Source organism: Flavobacterium sp., assembly GCF_043778725.1.
Lineage (GTDB): Bacteria > Bacteroidota > Bacteroidia > Flavobacteriales > Flavobacteriaceae > Flavobacterium.
Window position 1 is genome coordinate 37,569 of sequence record NZ_JAYWFT010000002.1, and the last position, 23,397, is coordinate 60,965.

Annotated in this window: 22 protein-coding genes; 16 read left to right on the forward strand and 6 right to left on the reverse strand. The window is 31.2% G+C overall.

All coding sequences use genetic code 11. From position 1 onward, the window contains the following. Positions 1 to 266: 266 nt before the first annotated feature. The gene (locus ACH2CG_RS00910) at positions 267 to 911 is read right to left on the reverse strand and encodes a nucleotidyl transferase AbiEii/AbiGii toxin family protein (protein ID WP_395061267.1); all 645 of its coding nucleotides are present in this window, start codon (positions 909 to 911) and stop codon (positions 267 to 269) included. Continuing rightward, entirely contained in the window at positions 908 to 1,369 is a 462-nt protein-coding gene (locus tag ACH2CG_RS00915) for a transcriptional regulator (protein ID WP_395061269.1), read from the reverse strand. Before ACH2CG_RS00915 ends, ACH2CG_RS00910 begins: the two co-directional genes overlap by 4 nt. Positions 1,370 to 1,553: 184 nt before the next feature. Between ACH2CG_RS00915 and ACH2CG_RS00920 the strand changes: the two genes are divergently transcribed. The 9 genes from ACH2CG_RS00920 (at position 1,554) to ACH2CG_RS00960 (ending at position 11,921) form a co-directional block, all read left to right on the forward strand. Next, positions 1,554 to 1,784, forward strand: a complete 231-nt coding sequence (locus ACH2CG_RS00920; protein ID WP_395061271.1) for an addiction module component CHP02574 family protein — start codon at positions 1,554 to 1,556, stop codon at positions 1,782 to 1,784. After that, complete coding sequence (locus tag ACH2CG_RS00925; RefSeq protein WP_395061273.1) at positions 1,784 to 2,083, forward strand: hypothetical protein; 300 nt, start codon at positions 1,784 to 1,786, stop codon at positions 2,081 to 2,083. Before ACH2CG_RS00920 ends, ACH2CG_RS00925 begins: the two co-directional genes overlap by 1 nt. Before the next feature lie 96 nt (positions 2,084 to 2,179). Then, the gene (topA, locus tag ACH2CG_RS00930) at positions 2,180 to 4,696 is read left to right on the forward strand and encodes a type I DNA topoisomerase (protein ID WP_395061275.1); all 2,517 of its coding nucleotides are present in this window, start codon (positions 2,180 to 2,182) and stop codon (positions 4,694 to 4,696) included. A 3-nt stretch (positions 4,697 to 4,699) separates the two neighbouring features. Continuing rightward, positions 4,700 to 5,851 carry a formimidoylglutamase gene (locus ACH2CG_RS00935; protein WP_395061277.1) on the forward strand — a complete coding sequence of 384 codons (1,152 nt, stop codon included), beginning with the start codon at positions 4,700 to 4,702 and terminating at the stop codon, positions 5,849 to 5,851. Positions 5,852 to 6,103: 252 nt separating this feature from the next. Continuing rightward, on the forward strand, positions 6,104 to 7,507 hold the full coding sequence (gene gldK / locus ACH2CG_RS00940) for a gliding motility lipoprotein GldK (protein WP_395061279.1): 1,404 nt from the start codon (positions 6,104 to 6,106) through the stop codon (positions 7,505 to 7,507). Positions 7,508 to 7,563: 56 nt separating this feature from the next. Next, positions 7,564 to 8,199, forward strand: a complete 636-nt coding sequence (gene gldL, locus ACH2CG_RS00945) for a gliding motility protein GldL (RefSeq protein ID WP_395061281.1) — start codon at positions 7,564 to 7,566, stop codon at positions 8,197 to 8,199. 58 nt (positions 8,200 to 8,257) lie between these two features. Further along, on the forward strand, positions 8,258 to 9,802 hold the full coding sequence (gene gldM / locus ACH2CG_RS00950; protein ID WP_395061283.1) for a gliding motility protein GldM: 1,545 nt from the start codon (positions 8,258 to 8,260) through the stop codon (positions 9,800 to 9,802). 54 nt (positions 9,803 to 9,856) lie between these two features. Further along, the gene (gene gldN / locus ACH2CG_RS00955; RefSeq protein WP_395061285.1) at positions 9,857 to 10,771 is read left to right on the forward strand and encodes a gliding motility protein GldN; all 915 of its coding nucleotides are present in this window, start codon (positions 9,857 to 9,859) and stop codon (positions 10,769 to 10,771) included. Positions 10,772 to 10,853: 82 nt separating this feature from the next. Beyond that, positions 10,854 to 11,921, forward strand: a complete 1,068-nt coding sequence (locus ACH2CG_RS00960) for an NAD(P)/FAD-dependent oxidoreductase (RefSeq protein WP_395061287.1) — start codon at positions 10,854 to 10,856, stop codon at positions 11,919 to 11,921. Here ACH2CG_RS00960 and ACH2CG_RS00965 read toward each other — a convergent pair. Further along, on the reverse strand, positions 11,884 to 12,270 hold the full coding sequence (locus tag ACH2CG_RS00965) for a DUF983 domain-containing protein (protein ID WP_395061289.1): 387 nt from the start codon (positions 12,268 to 12,270) through the stop codon (positions 11,884 to 11,886). The two genes, ACH2CG_RS00960 and ACH2CG_RS00965, sit on opposite strands and share 38 nt — an antisense overlap. Positions 12,271 to 12,380: 110 nt before the next feature. Between ACH2CG_RS00965 and ACH2CG_RS00970 the strand changes: the two genes are divergently transcribed. Next, positions 12,381 to 14,288, forward strand: coding sequence for an ABC-F family ATP-binding cassette domain-containing protein (locus ACH2CG_RS00970; protein ID WP_395061291.1), 1,908 nt, complete (start codon positions 12,381 to 12,383; stop codon positions 14,286 to 14,288). Positions 14,289 to 14,445: 157 nt separating this feature from the next. Here ACH2CG_RS00970 and ACH2CG_RS00975 read toward each other — a convergent pair whose 3' ends face one another. After that, positions 14,446 to 15,414 (reverse strand): App1 family protein, encoded by a 969-nt coding sequence (locus ACH2CG_RS00975; RefSeq protein ID WP_395061293.1) that lies wholly within the window; start codon positions 15,412 to 15,414, stop codon positions 14,446 to 14,448. A 59-nt stretch (positions 15,415 to 15,473) separates the two neighbouring features. Here ACH2CG_RS00975 and ACH2CG_RS00980 point away from each other — a divergent pair, with 59 nt between their 5' ends. Beyond that, the gene (locus ACH2CG_RS00980; RefSeq protein ID WP_395061295.1) at positions 15,474 to 16,349 is read left to right on the forward strand and encodes a diacylglycerol/lipid kinase family protein; all 876 of its coding nucleotides are present in this window, start codon (positions 15,474 to 15,476) and stop codon (positions 16,347 to 16,349) included. Between the two features lies 1 nt (position 16,350). Here the strand turns inward: ACH2CG_RS00980 and ACH2CG_RS00985 are convergent, their stop codons facing one another. Further along, positions 16,351 to 17,499: an 8-amino-7-oxononanoate synthase gene (locus tag ACH2CG_RS00985; protein ID WP_395061297.1), complete on the reverse strand. Its 1,149-nt coding sequence runs from the start codon at positions 17,497 to 17,499 to the stop codon at positions 16,351 to 16,353. A gap of 76 nt (positions 17,500 to 17,575) precedes the next feature. Here ACH2CG_RS00985 and ACH2CG_RS00990 point away from each other — a divergent pair, with 76 nt between their 5' ends. Further along, the gene (locus ACH2CG_RS00990) at positions 17,576 to 17,854 is read left to right on the forward strand and encodes a 4a-hydroxytetrahydrobiopterin dehydratase (protein WP_395061299.1); all 279 of its coding nucleotides are present in this window, start codon (positions 17,576 to 17,578) and stop codon (positions 17,852 to 17,854) included. A gap of 46 nt (positions 17,855 to 17,900) precedes the next feature. Here the strand turns inward: ACH2CG_RS00990 and ACH2CG_RS00995 are convergent, their stop codons facing one another. Continuing rightward, positions 17,901 to 18,380, reverse strand: coding sequence for a DUF1761 domain-containing protein (locus ACH2CG_RS00995; RefSeq protein ID WP_395061301.1), 480 nt, complete (start codon positions 18,378 to 18,380; stop codon positions 17,901 to 17,903). Between the two features lie 181 nt (positions 18,381 to 18,561). On the opposite strand from ACH2CG_RS00995, the gene ACH2CG_RS01000 reads away from it, so the two are divergent. The 4 genes from ACH2CG_RS01000 to ACH2CG_RS01015 all read left to right on the forward strand — a co-directional run. After that, positions 18,562 to 19,416 carry a leucine-rich repeat domain-containing protein gene (locus ACH2CG_RS01000; protein WP_395061303.1) on the forward strand — a complete coding sequence of 285 codons (855 nt, stop codon included), beginning with the start codon at positions 18,562 to 18,564 and terminating at the stop codon, positions 19,414 to 19,416. 123 nt (positions 19,417 to 19,539) lie between these two features. Beyond that, positions 19,540 to 20,175 carry a response regulator gene (locus tag ACH2CG_RS01005; RefSeq protein ID WP_395061305.1) on the forward strand — a complete coding sequence of 212 codons (636 nt, stop codon included), beginning with the start codon at positions 19,540 to 19,542 and terminating at the stop codon, positions 20,173 to 20,175. A gap of 2 nt (positions 20,176 to 20,177) precedes the next feature. Next, positions 20,178 to 20,813 (forward strand): response regulator, encoded by a 636-nt coding sequence (locus tag ACH2CG_RS01010; protein ID WP_395061307.1) that lies wholly within the window; start codon positions 20,178 to 20,180, stop codon positions 20,811 to 20,813. A 225-nt stretch (positions 20,814 to 21,038) separates the two neighbouring features. Beyond that, positions 21,039 to 23,397, forward strand: a 2,359-nt coding sequence (locus ACH2CG_RS01015) for a DUF11 domain-containing protein (RefSeq protein WP_395061309.1), incomplete at its 3' end; no start/stop codon positions are given.

Below are 23,397 nucleotides of genomic sequence, written 5' to 3' on the forward strand. Positions count from 1 at the left end.
AAGATAATACTAAATTATAAAATCTGACAAGATGGCAGTTTTGTTTTAACTTTTTTTTATTAGAAGCTTTTCCAGCTTTCCGTTGCAAGTCCTCACAAAAAAAGTAAAGTTTCTAAAGTTTTAAAAAGAGCTTCCGTTGGTCGCTTTTTTAAAACAAGAAACTTTTACTTTTTTTGCTCCGGGCTTTACACTTCAAATGCGAAGCATTCATCGAACACCAATTAAAATAAAGAACAAAGTGAGGTAATCTGGGCTAGGGCAATCTGCTATTTACCAATATATTCATAAAAATCCAATTTTATAATTTCCCAGGTTTTTCCCAATAAACAAATGGGTTCAAAGTCGGTGTCGGCTAAATCAAAATTCGCCAATTGTTTTTTAATTTTAGTAAAATCATCATTATAGGGATAACGTTTTTTGAATAAATCTATCATTTCATCAAGGCTCATTTTGTCAAGGTAATAATGCAAATCCCAAAAATCTTTTTTTCTTCCGCCACGCAAAATTACATCAAGTTTCATTGTAATTATTTCATTTGCAGTTGCCATTCTTATGTTTTCAATTGCAATTGAGTTTTCTATAAATTCATCGGTGTAGTATAAATCTATTTTGACAAAATCATCTTTAGAATTTCCAACTTCAAAATAAGTTCCAAAACTTACGTTTTCTAAGTTTCGTGAACTACAATAGGAATATTTGTTTTCTAAAAAATCTTTTATTGCAACGTAATCAATTGAACCATATTCATTATCTGTAAACAAATCAATATCAACAGACATTCTGTGACCAATTTGCAAGCTCAAGGAAGTTCCGCCTACTAATCTAAAAGGCTTGAAAATATCTTCTGTTATTATTTCTTCCAAAATTTCTTTGAGCAAAGGTTTTACAGTGTTCCAATATAATTCTTTCATCGTAGTTTTATAATTGATAAAATTTTATCTACTTCATTTGATCCGTAAAAATTCCTAATTTCTTTCTGTTCTAATTCGTTTCCGTATGAAAATACTCTTTGAATTATAGATTTCTTCATCAATCGCCAATCAATTTTTTCATAAGTTGTGTCCCAAAAAATGCCTTTTCTAAATTTGCTTAAATCAGGTTTATAATTTACATCTATTTTAGATTGTTTAATATCGTAAAAAACCTGTAAAGTCATTAAAAAACCTTCTTTAAATCCTAATTTATTTTCAATTTTTAAAGACAAATCAACATTCATATTTCGGCTACCTTTTATAATTGAACCCAAAGTTTGCGGATATTCATCAATAGAAAGCGCAAATTGTCTTTTGCTGATGTTTCTTTTCAGCAATTCACGTTCAATTATTTTTCCTGGATGAACTCCTTTTAAAATGTCAAGTTTGGTTTTCATAATTACAAATGTAAACAAATTTGTTTATATTTTACAGCTAAACTAAATAAACTTCACTATTCATTATTCCGATATTTTGTTTTTGCATAGCAAGACAAATTCCAAAATAATAATTTAATTCATAATATTTTTAGTAGCTTTGTTTGAGAAACTTCTATTATACAATATTCTAACAATCAAAATCATGAAACTTCAAGTATTACAAGATAATTTAGGCAATCAAACAGGTGTTTATGTGCCAATGGAAGATTGGAATTTGATAAAAAATAACTATCCAGATATTGAAACTTTAGAGCAAGATCTTCCACAATGGGAAAAAGATCTAATAGATACTAGATTAGCATCGATAGCAAAAAACACTGAAAGTTTGAAGCCAATAGATAACCTTTTGGAAGAATTAAAGCGCAAAATTTAATGTACAACGCATATTATTTAGATGCAGTTTTTGCAGATATCCAAGAAGCTAAAATTTGGTATAAAGAACAAAAAGAAGGATTAGAAATTGAATTTGCTTTAGCTATAGAAATAGCAATTCAAAAAATTTTAACAATGCCAAGTTCTTATTCGCCAAGATATAAGAATGTTCGTATTGCTCATCCAAAAACATTTCCCTATAATATTCATTTTTACATTGATGAGAATAATAAAAATGTAGTTTTTACAGCAATAATTCACAATAAGAGACTTTCAAAAATTGCAGTAAATAGAATTTAATTTTCTATTTTTTAATTGTGAAAAGTTCCAAATTTATATCCAATTACCAAAAATCTAAAAAAAACTTCTACTTTTGCCTCACAAACAAAAAAGTAAATGGCAAAGAATTTAGTAATAGTAGAGTCACCAGCAAAAGCAAAAACCATCGAGAAATTTCTTGGAGCAGACTACCAAGTAGAATCGAGTTATGGACACATTGCCGATTTGCCTTCCAAAGAAATAGGAGTAGATGTCGAAAACGGATTCAAACCCAAATACGAAGTTTCAGCCGATAAAAAAGCATTGGTTACCAAACTTAAAGGATTAGCAAAAAAAGCCGATATGGTTTGGCTAGCTTCCGATGAGGATCGCGAAGGAGAAGCTATTTCTTGGCATTTATCAGAAGAATTAAATTTGGATAAAAACAAAACCAAACGAATAGTTTTTCACGAAATTACCAAAACTGCCATTCTAAAAGCAATCGATAATCCAAGAGAAATAGATTACAATTTAGTAAACGCACAACAAGCCCGAAGAGTTTTAGATAGATTAGTTGGTTATGAATTATCGCCAGTTTTATGGAGAAAAATCAAAGGCGGACTTTCTGCAGGTCGTGTGCAATCGGTTTCTGTGAGATTAATTGTTGAAAGAGAACGCGAAATTCAAAACTTTAAAGCACTTGCAAGTTATTCAGTTGTTGCCGAGTTTGTTAACGAAGCAGGACGAGCTTTTAAAGCCAAATTGCCAAAGAATTTTAATACAAAAAAAGAAGCCGAAGATTTTTTAGCTAAAAATATCGGGTCAAATTATAAGGTAGCCGATTTAGAAACTAAACCTACCAAGAAATTTCCAGCTGGACCATTTACAACGTCAACTTTACAACAAGAAGCGGCACGTAAATTGTACCTTCCAGTAGGAATCACAATGCAATTAGCTCAACGTTTATATGAAGCTGGATTGATAACTTACATGAGAACCGATAGTGTAAATCTTTCCAAAGATGCGATGGAAGCTGCTCAAGCCGAAATTATAAAATCGTATGGAAAAGAGTTTTCTAAACCAAGAACATTTGTAAATAAAAGCAAAGGCGCACAAGAAGCACACGAAGCAATTCGTCCTACAGACATGTCGCGTCATACTGTAAATATTGATAGAGATCAAGCTCGTTTATATGATTTAATCTGGAAAAGAACCTTAGCTTCTCAAATGAGTGATGCCGAATTAGAACGTACCAACGTAAAAATTGAAGCCAATAATCATCAAGAAGTTTTTACAGCATCTGGAGAAGTTATCAAATTTGAAGGTTTCCTAAAAGTGTATTTAGAAGGAAATGACGATGATGATGATGAACAAGAAGGAATGTTGCCAGCAATGAAAGTCAATGAAAAATTGATTAACAATTACATCACGGCAACCGAAAGATATTCTCGTCCGCCAAGTCGTTATACCGAAGCTGCGTTGGTAAAAAAACTGGAAGAATTAGGAATTGGTCGTCCGTCAACGTATGCACCAACTATTTCGACTATCATCAACAGAAGTTATGTTGAAAAAGGAACACTTGAAGGTCAGGAACGAAAATATACACAATTGACTTTGCAATCTGGTAAAGTTTCGGATACAATTTTAAAAGAAAACACAGGTTCCGATAAAGGAAAATTAGTTCCAACCGACATCGGAAATATTGTAACCGATTTCTTGGTTAAGAATTTTGACGCGATTTTAGATTATAATTTCACTGCCAAAGTCGAACAAGATTTTGACGAAATTGCAGAAGGAAACATCAATTGGACAACCATGATGCAGGAGTTTTATGATAAATTCCATCCTAATGTAAAAGATGTTGAAGCCAATGCCGATAGAGAAAGTGGCGAACGTATTTTAGGAAAACATCCAGAATCGGGTAAAACGGTTTTGGTTCGTTTAGGAAAATTTGGTGCAATGGCTCAAATTGGGGATATTGACGACGAAGAAAAGAAATTTGCAAGTTTGCGCCCAGAACAAAATATGGGTAACATTACTTTGGAAGAAGCATTAAATTTATTTTTACTTCCAAAAGCATTAGGAGAATATAAAGGTGAAGAAGTTGAAGTTAGTCTTGGACGTTTTGGACCATTTATTAGATTCGGAAAAGTATTTGTTTCACTTCCAAAAGGTGAAGAACCATTGGATGTAGATTTAGAAAGAGCTAAAGTTTTAATCGATGAAAAAACCCAAGCCGATGCACCAATTGCTGTTTATAAGGGCGAAGGTGTTCAAAAAGGAACAGGTCGTTTTGGACCATTCATCAAGTGGAATAGTATTTTTATCAATGTTTCTAAAAAATATAATTTTGATAATTTGTCTCAAAATGACATTGAAGAATTAATTGAAGACAAGCTTCAAAAAAATATTGATAAAGTAATTCACAACTGGGAAGCAGAAGGAATTTTGGTTCAAAAAGCACGTTGGGGAAGAAGCGAGATTACCAAAGGTAAAATCAAAATTGAACTGAGTAAAGATGTTGATGCAACTAAATTAACTTTAGCCGAAGTTCAAGAAATGATTGAGAAAAAATCTCCTGCAAAGAAAACAGCTGCTAAAAAAGCGCCTGCTAAAAAAACAGTTGCCAAAAAAGCACCAGTAAAAAAGAAATAATACATGGAATTTGATTTTTTAACGCCAATTGATACTGATTTACTGATCGATATAAAAAATCTTTCATCTCAGCATTTATCGAGTAAAGTTGTCTTTCATACAGAAGATGATTTTCCTGATATTTCTAAAATAAATATTGCTATTGTTGGAGTTCCAGAAAATAGAGGTGCAGGAGAAAATGCTACAACCAGTGATTTATCTTTTATTAGAAAAGAATTGTATAATTTATTTCCTGGAAATTGGAGTAAAATAATTGCAGATTTAGGAGATATTCTGCCAGGTAATTCTAAAGAAGACACCTATTTTGCGCTACAAAAAGTAGTTTCAAAATTAGTTAAAAATAAAATTATTCCTATAATAATTGGCGGCTCACAAGATTTAACTTATGCTATTTATAGAGGATATGACGATTTAGAACAAATGGTTAATTTAGTCTCTATTGACAATAAATTTGATTTGGGTAAGCAACAAGAAACCATTTCTAGTGAGTCCTATTTTTCCAAAATAATTGTTGACGAACCTAATAATCTTTTCAATTATAGTAATATTGGTTTTCAAACCTATTACAACTCTCAAGAGGAGATTGATTTAATGGAGAAGTTGTTTTTTGACGCCTATAGATTGGGAGAAATATGTAATAATTTATCCATTTCGGAGCCTGTTTTTAGAGATGCAGATTTAGTAAGTATAGATTTAAATTCAGTTAAATCATCAGATTCGGGAAATTTAAACAATTATCAACCCAACGGATTTAATGGCAAAGAAATATGTTCCTTGTCAAGATATGCAGGAATTAGTGATAAGGTATCTTCTTTTGGAGTGTTTAATCATTTTAGTGCTAAGCAAGAATCGCCTTTAATTGCTCAAATTATTTGGTATTTTATAGAAGGCGTTCATTATAGATCAAATGAATATCCATTTGGTAGCAAAGACAATTATATAAAATATACAGTGCCTTTAGATGATGAAGATATTGTTTTTTATAAAAGTAATAAAACTGAGCGATGGTGGATTGAAATACCATTTTTCACTAATTCGCACAATAAATTAAAAAAGAACACGTTATTGCCTTGTACGCATGATGATTATTTAGCAGCTTGCAATCAAGAGTTTCCAGAAAGATGGTGGAAGGCACAGCGCAAGAGTATAATTTAAGATTTTAGTAAATAAAAATCTTATAAAATTATTTAACCAATGTTTTGTAGGTAATATATTATAAAAATACCACGAAAACGTTAATAATCGTAATTTTTTGCATTTTATCGATGTTTTTATTTTGACGCTAAATATATAATTGTATTTTTGGTCAAGAAATGAAAATTTTAAGATATAAATAATTGTTTTTTTCAAAAATAATAGATAGGTTTACGCCCTTAAAATAAGAATACATAATTAACCCAAATTTATATGAAGAAGTTCATTGCATTTGCATCTGTTTTAGCTCTATTGGTAAGCTGTGGAAAGTCTAATGACAAAGGCGAATTAGTTGGAGTAAAAGGCAAGAAATGGCATCCAGAAAAACCATTCGGAATGACTTTAGTTCCTGGTGGTGCATACATCATGGGTAAATCAGATGATGATTTAGCTAATGTTCAAGATGCTCCAACCAAAACAGTAACCGTAAGATCATTCTACATGGATGAAACTGAAATTACAAATAGTGAGTACCGTCAATTTGTTGAATGGGTTAAGGATTCTATTATAAGAGTTCGTTTGGCTATTCTTGCTGATGAAACTGGTACTAAAAAAGGATCTGGAAAAGGTGGTAAAAGTGGTGGAAGTATTGGTGATTTTGCTTTTAATGATCAAGATCCAGCTAAAATGACTCCTTATGATAAATATATGTATGAAAATTACTATAGTGTAGGTACTACAGACGATGCTTATGCTGGAAGACGACTTAACAAAAAAGTTAAATTAATTACCGATACAAAAAAATATCCAGATGAATTCTATGTAGAAGTTATGGATACTATGTATTTGCCAGTAGCAGAATCATTTAATGGGTTGAGAACTATTGATGTTAATAAATTGCAATTTCACTATTCTTGGATGGATATTCAAGCTGCGGCTAAAGCTAAAGTAGGTAAAAGAAGTAAATTCATTAAAACTGAAAATACAAAAGTTTATCCAGATACAACAGTTTGGATCAAAGACTTTGCATACTCATACAATGAGCCAATGCACAATGATTATTTTTGGCATCAAGCGTACGGAGAATATCCTGTGGTTGGAGTTAACTGGAAACAAGCTAAGGCATTCTGTGCATGGAGAACTTTAAATAAAAACATTTACGTAAAAAAGAAAAAAGGAAGAGATTTAATAAATTCTTTCCGTTTGCCTACAGAAGCTGAGTGGGAATATGCTGCTCGTGGAGGTTTACAATCTGGAAACTATCCTTGGGGTGGACCTTATACTAAAAATGATAGAGGTTGTTTTATGGCTAACTTTAAACCAAGCCGTGGAGATTATGCAGCAGATCAAGCCCTGTATACTGTTGAAGCTAAATCATATCAACCTAATGGTTACAATCTTTATAATATGTCAGGAAATGTAGCAGAGTGGACAGATTCGTCTTATGATGCATCGGCTTACGAATATGTTTCAACGATGAATCCAAATGTACCAGATACTTCGAACAAACGTAAAGTTGTTAGAGGTGGTTCATGGAAAGACGTTTCTTACTTCTTGCAAGTTGGAACAAGAGATTTCGAATATCAAGATACTGCTAGAAGCTACATTGGTTTTAGAACAGTTCAAGATTATATGGGAACTCAAACTACAGGAAATGGAAAAACTGTAAAAAGATAAATTGAATATTAACTAACTTAAATATTAAACTTAACTAACTAAAAATTATTATTATTATGGCTTTAATTCCTAAAAGAATCATGAATTTCACCTACGGTATGGGTGCGGCAGTTGTAATCGTTGGAGCATTATTTAAAATTCAACACTGGCCATTTGCAAGTGCATTACTTATCATAGGGTTGTTAACTGAGGCTTTCATCTTTGCTTTATCTGCTTTTGAGCCTGCTGACGTAGAATTAGACTGGTCACTTGTTTATCCTGAATTAGCTGGTGGTCAAGCTAAAGAAAAAGCTAAAAAAATTGAAGATCCCAAAGATGCTCAAGGATTGCTTTCTCAAAAATTAGACAACATGTTAAAAGAAGCTAAAATCGATGGTGAATTGATGGCAAGCTTAGGAAATAGTATTAAAAACTTTGAAGGTGCAGCAAAATCTATATCTCCAACTGTTGATGCTATGGCAGGACAAAAGAAATATGCAGAAGAAATGACTAAAGCAGCAACTCACCTTGAAACTTTAAATGGTTTATACCATGTACAAGTTCAAAGCGCAGAGAAAAATGCACAAATTAACAATGAAGTTGCTGAAAACAACTTAAAATTAAAAGACCAAATGCAATCTTTAACTTCTAACTTATCTACATTAAACAATGTATATGGTGGAATGTTATCTGCAATGAGCAATAAAGGATAATTAGTTTTAAACTAAATTTATTATTAAACAAAATTTTAAACTAAACTAATTAGAAAAAATGGCAGGAGGAAAATTAACCCCTAGACAGAAGATGATTAACCTGATGTATCTGGTTTTCATCGCTATGTTGGCATTAAATATGTCAAAAGAAGTATTATCGGCATTCGGATTAATGAATGAAAAATTTGATAGCGCAAATTCTAGTTCAATAACAACAAATGAAGGTATGTTGCAGGCTTTAGATAAGAAGGCTTTAGAAGATCCACACTTTGCAGATGCTGCTGCTCAATCAAATAAAGTTGCTGATATTACAAAAAAATTCTACGCTTATATTGATAATCTTAAAAAAGATGCGACTAATGGCGTAGAAGTAGATAAAGAAACTGGAAAATTGCCTTACGAGGCTATGGATAAAGGTCTTCATATAGATGAGACTTGGTTTAAAGGTGATGGCTATTCTTCTAAAGGGAATGATATTGTTAGCGCAATAGAAAAGTATAAAGCAGACATGAAATCTGTAATTGGTTCAAATTCCAAGATGAATAATGTAATGTCGGAATTGAATTCTAAATTTGACACTAAAGATGTTAAAGATGGAGAAGGTATAACAAAAAAATATTTGTCATATCACTTTGAGCATTTTCCATCAATAGCTTCATTGGCTAAACTTACTTCATGGCAAAATGATGTGAAGAAAGCTGAGGCTGATGTTTACAGCATATTGTTAGGAAAAGCAGCTGTTGAATCAATGTCCCTAAAAAATTTCCAAGCTATTGTTGCTTTGGATAAAAATGTTTATTTTCAAGGTGAACAAGTTACTGGTAAAGTTGTTATAGGAAAATATGATGCAAATACTAAGCCTACATCATTTCAAGGACCAGGAAAAATTGAAAATGGTCAAGCAGTTATTTCAATGACTGCTGGAGGTATTGGTGAGCAAAATATTAATGGAACATTTACTTTTATGGAAGAAGGAAAGCCTGTTCCATTAAAATTTGAAGGTAAATATGTTGTTGTTCCTCGTCCAAATTCAGCTAATATATCTGCTGACAAAATGAACGTAGTTTACAGAGGTTTACCTAACCCAATGACAATTTCATTTGCTGGTATTTCTGATAATAATGTAAATGCTAGCGCTACAGGTTTGACAAAAGCTGCTAAGCCTGGTACTTATAATTTGAATCCTAGTTCTGGTACTGAAGTTACTGTTTCAGTTACTGGGAAAATGTCTGATGGTAAAACTGTTACAGATAAAAAGGTGTTCAGAGTAAAAAATATACCTCCACCAACAGGGTATATTGCTGGTGAAATGGGTTCAGGCAAAGGTCCGAAATCACGTTTACAAGTTGCTCAAATAACAGCTAAATTACCAGATTTCTTGTATGATTTAAGTTATACAGTTACCCAGTTTACTTTTAAAGTTTCTGGTCAACCTGCAATTATTGTGAATGGTGATAGAGTTAATGCTCAATGTGCTGCTGCTTTAGCTAAAGTTGGTAGAGGTGATCAAGTATCTATATTTGATATTAAAACTAAAATTGTTGGTATTGGTAGTGGTATTGTTCCTGGGAAATGTTCTCCAGTAACTTGGGAAGTACAATAATTATCTGAATTTCTCGTTATATATTACCCACATAGATAACAAATATTATAAATTATGAAATTGAAAAACTTTTTATTGGTTGTTTTACTTGTTGCAGGAGGTTACAGTTCTTTTGCACAATCAAATTTATTGAATGCTAAAACTCCAGATGAGATAGGTAAAAAAACTGCCGCTCAATTAGAATCTGATAATGATAAGCCTCTTCCTTATGGTTATGTTCATGACAGAGATGTCTTAATGGGTAAAACTACTTGGGAAATAATTGATCTTGATGAAAGAATAAATTTTCCTTTATACTACCCTGTTGATACAGCTAATATTGGTAAAGAAAGAAGATCTCTTTTTCAAGTTTTACTTAATGGAATTAAAAGTGGAAAGATAACAGAAGTCTATGCTGATGATTATTTTAATACTAAAAAGTCATTAAAAGACATGAGTTCTACTTTTAAATATATTGATACTGCTCAAGCAGGTTTTGACGAGATTAATAATTTTTATGATGATTATAAGTCTGGAAAAAAAATTTTAGATAAGCAATTTATCAATGAACAAGAATTGTCTGCACAGGATATATCAGGATATAAGATCAAAGGATTTTGGTATTTTGACAAACGCCAAAGTGAGTTAAAATACAGATTGTTAGCTATTTGTCCAGTTGCTCCAGAAGCAAGAGAAATTGGAAAAGATAATGCTGATGTAATTGAGTTATTTTGGGTATATTTTCCATCAATACGTGATGTCCTTCATGATGCGAAAGCTTTCAATGATAAAAATTCAGCAATGCCAATTACGTTTGATCATCTTCTAAATTCCAGACGCTTTAATGGTGTTATTTATAAAGAAGAAAATGTTTATGGTGACAGAACTATTCAAGATTACATGAAAGACAATGCTCAAATGCAGTTGTTAGAATCTGAACGAGTGAAAGAAAAAATCCGTAACTTCGAGCAAGACATGTGGAATTACTAATTTAAGTTTTCATACAATATTAAAAAACTCTTACCTTTGGTAGGAGTTTTTTTTATTTTTCTTTATTTATAAATACAATTAAATGTTAGACTATATAATAGTTGGTTCTGGACTTGCGGGCATTGCTTTTTCTGAAATTGCTTTGCAAAATGATAAAAGTATTGTAGTACTTAATAATCAATCACAAAATTCCTCTAAAATCGCTGGTGGTTTGTACAATCCTGTAATTTTAAAGCGATTTAGTGAAGTATGGCAAGCTAAAGAACAACTTGATTTACTTTATAGTTTTTACGGCGATTTAGAACTTAAATTGAAGGTTAAGTTAGATTATAAATTGCCTTTACTAAGAATATTCTATTCCGTTGAAGAACAAAACAATTGGTTCACAGCTTCTGATAAACCTAATCTTTCAAAATTCCTTTCCACTAACTTGATTTCTAAAAAACTTGATGCTATATCATCTCCATTTAATTATGGTGAAGTTTTATATTCGGGTTATGTTGACACAGCTCTTTTATTAGAAAAATATAAAGAATTTTTAGTAAGCCAAAATCAATATCTTGAAGAAACATTTGATTATTCCCTTTTAAATACAAACGTAGATTATGTCGAATATAAAAATCTTAAAGCACGACACATAATATTTGCAGAAGGATTTGGAATGCTTTTAAATCCTTTTTTCTCTAATTTACCATTAGATGGAACAAAAGGCGAGTTACTTCTTATAAAAGCCCCAAATTTAAAACTAGACGTAATTGTAAAATCATCAATATTTATTATCCCAATTGGTAATGATTTATACAAAGTTGGAGCAACTTACAATTGGGAAGACAAAACAAATATCCCTACGGAAGCTGCCAAAAAAGAATTGACTGACAACTTAAAAGAATTAATTAACTGCGATTTTGAAATAATTGAACATTATGCTGGCGTTAGGCCAACTGTAAAAGACAGACGACCATTGGTAGGAACGCATCCCAAATACAATAAAATCCATTTATTAAACGGACTTGGAACTCGTGGTGTAATGCTTGCTCCAGCAATGGCAACAAGTCTTTTTAATCATATTGAAAATGATAAACCTCTAGAACCAGCAATTGATATTCGTAGGGTTAAGAATTTTGTTTCCAGTTTTTATCATAATGAATAAACATATTGATATAAATGTTTCTCGCAATTCTCGCCGTTACAGGCATTAAAACAATAATTCCTACAACAATTGCAATAAAAGTTGGTTTTACTGGAAAGTTTAAAATCACATTTGAAATCACAAAAATGGCTACACCAAGGGCTACTGTCAAACCATAACTAACATACATCGCTCCATAAAAAAAAGATGGCTCTATCATATATTGTGTATGACAATGGCTACAAGTTTCGTGCATTTTGTATAAATCTTTCAGATTGTATGGATTTTTTTCAAAATACATGCTTTCTTGATGACATTTTGGACAACTTCCTGTTAAAATACTATATAGTTTGGATCCTTTTTTTAACATTTGCAAAATATTTGTTTTACCATTAATTTGGTCATACAAATTTACGATTGAAAAGCTGATATCTAATTTAATATTGTCTTAAAATCAACACAATCTTTTAAACTATTTTAATGTTAAACATTCACAATTTATCGGTTTCTTTTGGTGGTTCTTATCTTTTTGAAGAAGTAACTTTTCGTCTTGGTTCTGGCGATAGAGTAGGACTTGTAGGAAAAAATGGCGCAGGAAAATCTACAATGCTAAAAATTCTTGCTGGCGATTTTAAACCAGATTCTGGACAAATTGCTACCGAAAAAGAAGTTCGAATGGGTTTTCTTCGTCAAGATATCGATTTTGAACAAGGAAGAACAGTTCTTGAAGAAGCTTATGAAGCTTTTACAGAAATTAAAATTGTAGAAAAAAAATTAGAAGAAGTAAACCTTCAATTAGTGACAAGAACCGATTATGAAAGTGATGCATATTCGCAAATAATTGAAGATTTATCCGATTATACACATCGTTTTGAATTACTTGGTGGATACAACTACGTTGGAGATACCGAGAAAATTCTTTTAGGTTTAGGTTTTAAAAGAGAGGTCTTTAACGACCAAACAGAAACTTTTTCTGGAGGTTGGAGAATGCGTATTGAATTGGCTAAATTACTTTTACAATCCAACGACATTTTGCTTCTTGATGAGCCAACCAATCACTTGGATATTGAAAGTATCATTTGGTTGGAAAGTTTTTTAAGGAATTTTCCTGGCGTTGTAGTAATAGTTTCGCACGATAAAATGTTTTTAGATAATGTAACCAATAGAACTATTGAAATTTCTCTAGGTAAAGCTTACGATTTCAACAAACCTTATTCAGAATATCTTGAATTGCGTCATGAAATTCGTGAAAAGCAATTGGCAACTCAAAAAAATCAAGCCAAGAAAATTGAGGAAACAGAAAAATTAATTGAGAAATTCCGCGCCAAAGCTTCCAAAGCATCAATGGCGCAATCGTTAATTAAAAAATTAGATAAAGTAGAACGAATTGAAGTCGATGAAGACGATAATTCGGTCATGAATATTTCATTTCCAGTTTCCAAAGTACCAGGGAAAGTCGTAGTCGAAGCCGACAATGTAACCAAATCTTACGGTGATAAAACCATCCTAAAAGATATTTCACTTTTGGTAGAAAGAGGCAGTAAAATAGCTTTTGTTGGACAAAATGGTCAAGGAAAATCTACTTTTATCAAAGCAATCGTAAACGAATTCGAATACCAAGGCGAAATCAAATTGGGTCACAACGTTCAAGTGGGTTATTTTGCCCAGAATCAAGCCGAATATTTAAACGGTGAAATCACGCTTCTGCAAACTATGGAAGACGCTGCAACGGATACCAATCGTTCTAAAGTTCGTGACATGCTGGGTTCGTTTTTATTTCGTGGTGACGATGTCGATAAAAAAGTTAAAGTACTTTCTGGAGGCGAACGTAATCGACTGGCATTATGTAAGTTATTGCTTCAGCCAATCAATGTATTGGTGATGGATGAGCCAACAAATCACTTGGATATAAAATCTAAAAACGTACTAAAAGCCGCACTTCAAAAGTATGAAGGAACATTACTTTTAGTATCGCACGATAGAGATTTCTTGCAAGGAATGTCCAATTTGGTGTATGAATTTAAAGACCAAAAAATCAAAGAATACCTTGGCGATATTAACTTTTTTCTAGAACAACGCAACATGGAAAACATGCGCGAAGTAGAGAAAAAAGACGTTGCAAAGAAAGACGCACCAGTTAGTAATTCTAAAGTTTCCTACGAAGATCAAAAGAAAAGTAAGTCACTTCAAAACCGCCTGAGCAAAGTAGAAAGTCAGATAAAACAACTAGAAATTGACATTCAAAAAGACGATAAAGAACTGGCTTCTAACTATGACAAACACTTGGAAAACGCAAGTTTTTTCATGGCATACAACAAGAAAAAAGCCGATTTAGATAAACTTCTTGCCGAATGGGAAACTGTTCAACAAGAAATTGATAATTTGTAATTTTTGGAGCTATTTCCAGCTTTACATTCCAATCTTGCTTTGTAAAAACTTTTTTTGCAAAGCTTTGCAGGAACTTCCGTTGGTCGTTCTGCAAAACTAGCAAAAAAATAGTTTTTACAAAGCAAGGATTTCCATTCTAATCTGGGCTAGAATTCGGTTAAATAATCAAACCTATTTTTTTAGAATGAGCAATTGCTTCCGTACTATTTTTAAAATAGCACACTTCAACATTCAAGGTTTCAATATTTTTTAAGGCAATTTCTGTTTTACTTTTTTTAGAATTTCCAGTTTGTCTAATGTAAACTGCTTTCACATTTACAGGAAATATTTTGCAAATATTCTCATATAAATAAGGATCATGCTGCGAATCATCGCCCAGAAGTGTGTATTGCAAATTAGGATAAAATTCCAATATATGTTTTATTTTTTCAAACTTATGGTTGTGATCACCACGACCAGTTATAAACAAATCGGTCAAACTGGTTTTAATATCTTTAAGCAATAAAACCGCTTTTGGCAATTTATTTATCTCTGTAAACTGAATAATAAATCGATACAAATTCCATTCACTACTAGAAACATAAAAAAAAGCATTTTCTTCTTTTTTATTAGTTCTTCCAGCCAAACTCAATGCCAAATAATGTGGAACAACATCTTCATAGACCTTACGGTCATAAACGTTTTTAAACAATAAAATATACAATTTCTTTAGAGGATTTCGAGTATGCGAAACCAAAAAAGTGTCATCAATGTCAGATATAAATCCAAAATTTCCTTCGTGTGGTCTTATGTAACTTGCTGTTTCTATAATTTCTTCATCTCCATCAAAAATACTTACACTGTAATTTATCCAACCATAATTCCTATTTTCTTGCAACGGAATGCAAAATTTAAAATACCCATCGTCTAAAGTTTTTGTATGAATTTTTTTTCCGTTTTGCTCTAGATAAACATCGGTATTGGCTTTAGTTGCAATACGAAACATTCTAATTACCGAAGTAGCATTTTTAAAATTCTTCTTTTGAAAATCATAATCTTCCTTAGAAGTTGGTTTAAAAACATGACCCATCACAATCAATTCTTGCTCGTTGGCATATCCGCGATATAATTTTAGAATGGGTTTCATTTAATTGCATATATTTGAAAGAGATTCACAAATTACAAATTTTTTAGCAATAGTAATCCATGACAGTAAAAAAGAAATACATTTTGGTGGTAAATCCAATTTCTGGCGATGTAGATAAAAGTGAAATTTTAAATAAAACTCTGGTTTTTGCCGAAGAGTATAATGTAGAAATTGTAGTTTATGAAACCTCGGGCGAAAACGACGAAGAAGCATTAAAAACGCTTTATAATTTGCACAAACCTGAACGAATATTGATTGCTGGTGGTGATGGAACTATAAAAATGGTTGGTGAAGCATTAGAAAAGCAAGATGTAATTTTCGGAATTATTCCTGCAGGTTCGGCCAACGGATTATCGGTAGATTTGAATTTGCCGTCTACAATTGAAGAAAATCTTTCGGTATCATTTCACAATCATTTTATGAAAATGGACATGATTTCAATAAACGGAAAAAAAAGTATACACTTAAGTGATTTAGGACTTAATGCTCAATTGGTTAAAAACTACGAAAACGGCTCAACACGAGGAAAACTAGGATATGCTTTGCAAGTAATTACAACATTAACTGAACTTGAGGAACCTTTTTTAGCCAAAATTGTAGCCAATAATGAAACTATAAAATGTGTTGCAAGGATGATTGTAATTGCAAATTCTCAAAAATATGGAACTGGCGTTACCATAAATCCTGATGGAGTAATGAACGACGGAAAATTTGAAATAGTGATTTTGAAAAATCTAGATTTACTAGTTTTTGGAAAAATAATAACAGGAAATATTCCAGTAAACTCTGAAGATGTCGAAATCATTTCTACCGACAAAGCAACAATAACTACTGCTTTACCAGTCAGTTTTCAAATTGATGGCGAATATATTGGAGAGGAAACACTATTAAATATTAATATTTTACCAGCTCAAATGAAAGTTGCCATTCCATAATTTATTTAAACGGATTTCGTTCCTGCCAAACCGTTTCGGGTTCTAGGTAGGTAAAAATTTTATCAATTTTTTTATCAATTATAGAATTGCTATGTTGCATTAAACCAAACATCTTTTGAGGTTTTGCGCCAACAGAACTTTTAATTTCTAACGCAGTTCTAGCAAAAATTATTTCCTTAAAACCTTTATTAATAGAGTAGGCGATCATGTCGTAAAGCATGTTTAGATACAGCATTTTTTCTTTTTGAATCGTGTCGTCATAACCAAGAAAATAGGTGTCCATTGCTTCGCCATTTTTTATTAAAGTGTTGAAGCCTATAAGCTTTTCGTCAAGGAAGTAGCCATAAAACAAAAATCTATCTTTTAAAGTTTCTTTAAAAATACTAAAATGATTCTTTGTTAAAAAGAAGGTATTAAAAGGTGCATTTTTTGCCACGTAAAAATATAAATCATAAATGGTTTCTTCGTGTTCAATAATGTCTTCTAGGTGTAATTTTCTTTTTTCAATTTCGGTTGCTCTTTTACGAGAACGTTTGTATTGATCACGGTATTTTTTAGACAATGAATCAATATAACTCTGCTCAGATTTCCACTCTTCTTTAATTTTAAAAACCATATTTGGTTGTGTTGAAAATTGATAAAAATCATCAAAACCAGCTTTTTTAAAATTAGAAATGTCAGAACTATCAAAATCTTTAAATGTAGTGATATGAACTTTTTTTCCTTTGGTTTTAAAAATTATTTTTAATGCATCAGATGCTTTTTTAAGTGTTTCAATAGCTTCTATTTTATCAATTTTATCAGAGAGAAAATACGCATTTTGACCCGTAAGCATGTTGTTTCCTATGAACAAAACATGAGAAGAAAAATTTTTAAAAACAAAATTTCTCACTTTAGATTTTATGCATTTATCTCTATCTCCAAAAGATTCTAATTTATTTAAATCTAAAAATTGTGAAAGTGCTATTCCAACTAATTTCTCCTCTTTATAAAGACCAATATAATGGCAAATCATGTTTTTTGGAGCCGATTTTTCAAGAATATGAAGATATTCTTGAGATAGAAAAATATTTTTAACAGCAAGTTCGTTCCAGTTGACAGGAATTTCACTAACTTTATGATAAATTGTAAAAGAAATAGATGGATTCAATAGCTTAAATTATAGTTTTCAAATTTAGTTAATTTAGTCTGTTTTATATTTAAATGCATTTAAAAAAATAAAAGTCATGGAAAAGTTATCAAAATTAGAAATCGAAAAGAGCATTAAAGCACTTAATAATTGGAATTTAAATGATAAAAAAATAGAAAAAAAATTTGAATTTAATGATTTCAGTGAAGCACTAAGTTTTATAGTAAGAGTTGGTCTTTTATCTGAAAAGCAAAACCATCATCCAGAATTGTTTAATGTATACAACAAAGTTTCAATTGCTTTATCAACTCATGATGCCGATGGATTGACCGAAAAAGATTTTAAACTTGCCGCTTCAATTGATAAAATAACATAAAAAAGCTCTTTGAAACAAAGAGCTTTAAATTAATGTAGGTAATAAGTTATATCAATTGACATAAAATTGAACCCATAATTGTGCAAGTAACTACCCAATACCCACCAGCAATTAAAGTGTATTTCCAACTTCTTCTTTCAAATAGAGCGCCAACGCCAATAACTGGTAGCGCAAAAAATAATCCAGTCATAAAACCATGTAAAGCACCATGTTTAAAAGTGCGAAACTTTGTTCCATAATCTGCTAAAAAAGCATTGTATGACGGAAGCGCTTTAGTTGCATCGCCTCCAACCATACCTAATGCTCCAGTTTGATGAATTACAAGAAATTGCATGATAACTGAAATGAAAAAAGCATAGATAAATGCCATTGTTAAAGTTGCAAACATGTTGCCTCCTTTAATTTTTTCCTCTGAAACCCCAGATTCTTTCATCCAAATGGTACCGAAAACTTTTGGGTTGTACCAAATAAATCCAACTACAAGCGACGAAAACGCTGATAATAAAAGTATTAATAATGTGTGCATAATTCACAAATTTTATTGATTAGTATAACAAATATATAATTTTATTTAGTTTTGATAATAATTTTTTTTGTAAGAAAAAAACTATTTTAACTCATAAATTTATTCAAAAAAATGCATTTCATCGATTTTATTTGCGTATAAACGATAATTTATGTTGTTTTACCTTTTTAAATAAATAATTATGAAAGCAACAATTACACTTTTGGCATCTTTGTTTTTCTCTGTTATAATGCATGCAGAAATTTCTGTGTCCGAAAAGAATGCCCTTTTGCAATTCAATAAGTCTACCAATGGAGAACAATGGAAAACAAAATGGAATTTGAATGCTCCAGTTACTTCATGGTATGGAGTAAAATTATTTAATGACAGAGTTGTTTCAATTGATTTGTCAGATAATAACTTGTCGGGTACAATTCCAGCTTCTATTTCAGATTTAAGATATTTAAATGTTTTAAATCTTTTTAAAAATCAGGTTTCGGGTTCTATTCCACAATCTATTGGCGAAATGAAATCACTTCAAGTTTTAAATATTTCCTTCAATAAATTAACAGGGACAATTCCAAATGAATTATCAAATGCAACCTCATTAAAAGAAATTGAATTGTTTATGAATGATCTTTCGGGTGAATTGCCAACTGCAATTGGTTTATTGACCAATCTTCAAACATTATCATTGTACAACAATCAAATTTCTGGAACGATACCAAATTCATTGTATGATTTAAAATCTTTAAAAGTTTTACAATTAAATAGTAATAAACTGGTTGGAAGTTTAAGTAATTCTATTTCTAAATTAGTTGCTCTTGAAAATTTAAGTTTATTTGATAATAAAATGAATGGTCAAGTTCCACTAGATATAGAAAAATTACAATATCTAACAGAAATGAATATTTCCTATAATAATTTTAATGGATTTGTTTCAAAAAAATTAGCTAAAAAAGATGTTTTAAGTATGACTATGATTAATGAGTATGGAGTTGCTGTAACGTTAAATGTTCATGTTGATAAAGACAAAGCAATAGTATCTGAAGAATAATTTTTAAGACATTTTCAAAAACCCTGATGAATGTTCATTAGGGTTTTTTTTGTGTTGTGTTTTAAATTTTTATATTTGAATCCAAATATGTAAATAAATACATATAAATAAAATTTTGTTTTTATGAATTCAGGTAAAAATATTCTATTAGTTGATGATCACATGGTCGTTAGAAAAGGAATTGAATTAATTTTAGGCTCTAATGTTTCTAACGCAACTATTTACAATGCAGAAAATTATGAAGATGCTTTAGAAATTGCGAAAGCTGTAAAAATAGATTTAATTTTGTTAGATATAAACATCAATGGTGTTGAGAATATCAAAATCATGAAACAAATTAAAGACATTCAACCTGCTATTAAAATTCTTATTTTTTCTTCACATGAAGAAAGTCAATATGGATTGCGCTACATTCAAAATGGTGCAGATGGATTTTTAAATAAAGATTGCTCCGAAGATAAAATTATTTCTGCGGTACAAGAAATTCTTGAAAAAGGAAGTTTTTACAGTGATGAAATAAGAAATAAACTTAAATCTAAAGTTGGAAAAAAACAATTAGTCAATTCAATAGAAAGTTTATCTAATAGAGAATTTGAAATTGCACAATTATTAATAACAGGACTTGGCAATTTAGAAATATCTAATAAATTGGATATTCAAATGTCTACAGTAAGCACATATAAAAATAGAATTTTCGAAAAATTAAGTATAAATAATGTTGTTTCTTTATCCGATTTATTTAAAGAAAACAATTTATAATTATGAATTCTAATTTGAACATATTGTTAGTAGACGACCATTTAGTGGTAAGAAAAGGAATTGAATTAATTATAAATGATTATTATCCAAATGCAACGATTTATAATGCTGAAAATTACCCAGATGCAATTGAAGTTCTAAAATCGATAGATATAAATTTAGTCGTTTTAGATATTATTATGAATGGCATTGAAAATGTCAACATTATGAAAGAAATAAGAATTGTACAAAATAAAACTAAAATTCTTATTTTTTCTTGTCACGAAGAAGAACATTATGGATTGCGATATGTTAAAAATGGTGCCGATGGATACTTACATAAATATTGCTCCGAAGATAAAATTATTGCAGCCTTTAAGGGTGTTTTGTCTTTAGGATATTATTACAGTGACGAAATTAAATTGAAATTAAAGAATAATAGAAATAAAAAACTTTCTACAAATCCGATTGATGCTCTCTCAAATAGAGAGTTTGAGGTTGCTAAAATGCTAATTGATGGTTGCGGAAATCTTGAAATAGCTAATAAACTTAATATTCAAATGTCTACTGTAAGTACCTATAAAAATAGAGTTTTTGAAAAGTTAGACATTAACAATATTGTTGCACTTTCATCATTCTTTAAACAGAATATCAACTAAGAATTAAAATATAAAATGAATTTACATAAGTATTTGTTTTTAAATGTCTTGAATTCATTGAGAATTGACAAGATGTAGTATTTATTCTACTAATAATTTTCATGCATGCCGCTTTTTTTTAAGTAAATTTTAACTATTTTCGCGTCCAAATTTAGTCTTGTGTGAAAGACTGAGTTTCGTGTAAATTTTTTTTTTACATTTTTTTTAACCTAAACATACTTAAGTATGCGAAATTTTACTTTTTTGAAAACAGGAATTATTAATTTAATTCTTGTAATGTTTTTCATGTTTTTGTCTTCAAATGTTTTTGCAGAAGGAACTCCTTCGGTTTCTCCAAATTCAACTGCAATTACATCATTACTATCTGCTCCTGATTTACTTTCAGGACCATATTACGGATGTGGTGAAGATAATCGAATTAAATTTTATGTAACTGACAACGTTAATGAAAACCTCTACTTTGGTTTTGATTTTAGAAATTACGTTGTTGGTGCTACCACTAGACAGAATAATGTTTATTGGAGAATTTTTAATCCTAGTGGCACAGTTGTAGCCTCTGGAAATTGGAATTCTACAATAGGTTCTGCAGGAAGTATTGATAATTATACGCAAGCAATAAATGGACCAAATATAGGTGGCATAACAACAGGATATGCACCATTAACTTTCAATCCAGTTGTAAATGGTGAATTCTATATGGAAATTTATCGAAGCAATGATGCTGGTGTAACACCAGACAATACAGCTGCTAATGGTAGAATTCATGCTCCATTTTTTGATTTAACTGTTGCTAATAATTCAGGAACTTTTGCTAAACATAATGGTCGTGTCTATTGTGATAGATGGAGTTTTTATGCCTGTGATCCTACAAATTTTGGTAATGTTGCTACGGCCAATTCTGAACCAAACCTATATGTTTATACGCCAGATCAGTGCGTAATGTTTGTTGATTTTCAATCAGGTTTACAACCAATTGCTTACAATGCATCTGTAAATAGTTACGGTGTTTCAACCGCAAGTACTTGGGATGTTACTAGAAAATCTGTTAATAGTGCCGTTGGACCAACATTGTTGAACGGGTATCACATGTTTTTAAATTCACCAGACGTAGGATTGTTTCCAGTTGGTGCAATTCCTGTAAATCCCTCTTTTTTATCTCCAGCAGTTACCGGTTGCGGGCCTTATATTATTCATTATAATGTTGCCGAAGCTGGTGATGTTCAATTGCTCTTAGACTTAAACGGTACGGTAGGTTATCAATCGGGAACTTCCGATTTGATTATTGAGGCACTTGGAGTTTCAGCAGGAAATAATACCATATCATGGAATGGTTTAAATGGATTAGGTGCTGTTGTGCCATCTGGTACGTCTGTAAACTTAGGTTTAACATTCCTAAAAGGACGTTTCAATCTTCCTCTGTTTGATGCCGAAATGAATAAAAATGGTATTAGAGTTTCATTACTTTTACCAGTTCCTATAGCAAATGCAAGAATGTTTTGGGATGACTCATTATTGACAAATGTTGGTGCTACTTGTGACGGATCTACTGGTGCAAATAACACTACAGGTGCAGGTATAAATAATTCTTTTGTTGGTTCTAATTCACCTGCTCACGCTTGGAGTGGAAATGGTAATCCTGCACAAACAATACCAGCACCACAAATAGGAATAAACGAAACAGACGGTTTTCAATGTTCTGACTTCGGAAATGTAAGAACAATAAACAGTTGGGGTTGGGGTTATTCTTCAGCATCTACTAACTTGAATTTAGTTTTAGGATGTGCAAATTTAGGAATAACTAAAACTGTTAATAATACCACGCCAGCTGTAGGAAGTAATGTAACTTTTACTTTAACAGCTTCAAATGCTGGTCCATCATTGAGCCCAAATACAATTGTTAACGATTTGCTGTCAGCTTCGTGTTATACATTTGTTAGCGCCACACCTTCAGTTGGTTCATATAATAGTGTTTCAGGTGTGTGGTCAATAGGTACTTTAGCAAATGGAGCCAATGCAACACTTTCTATTGTTGCTAAAGTTACAAGTCAAACTTCTTGTGGAAATACAGCAACAATAACTGGTGATCAAGAAGATCCAACGCCAGCAAATAATACTGCTACAGCTACTCCTGTCCCATTTATATCTCCAATTGATGCAATAAATGACAATGCAATAACTTTTAACGGTGCCACAGGTGGTACAACTGCAAGTAGTGTTTTAATTAATGATACTTTAAATAGCGCTCCTGTTAGTTTGTCAACTGTCACTTTAAGTGGTGTTAGTGTGCCTGCAGGATTAACTTTAAATCCATCAGGAACAATTACTGTTGCATCAGGAACACCATCAGGAACTTATTTAGTTGTGTATAAAATATGTGAAACACTGAATCCAGCAAATTGTGATAATGCAACAGCAACTATTATAGTCGCTACAATTGACGCTATTAACGATACGCCAACACCAATCAATGGAACTCCAGGCGGAATAACAACAAGTGTACTTGCAAATGACACATTAAATGGTTCGCCATTAGTTGCATCAGATGCTACTTTAACACCAGTTACGATTCCATCGGGATTAACAT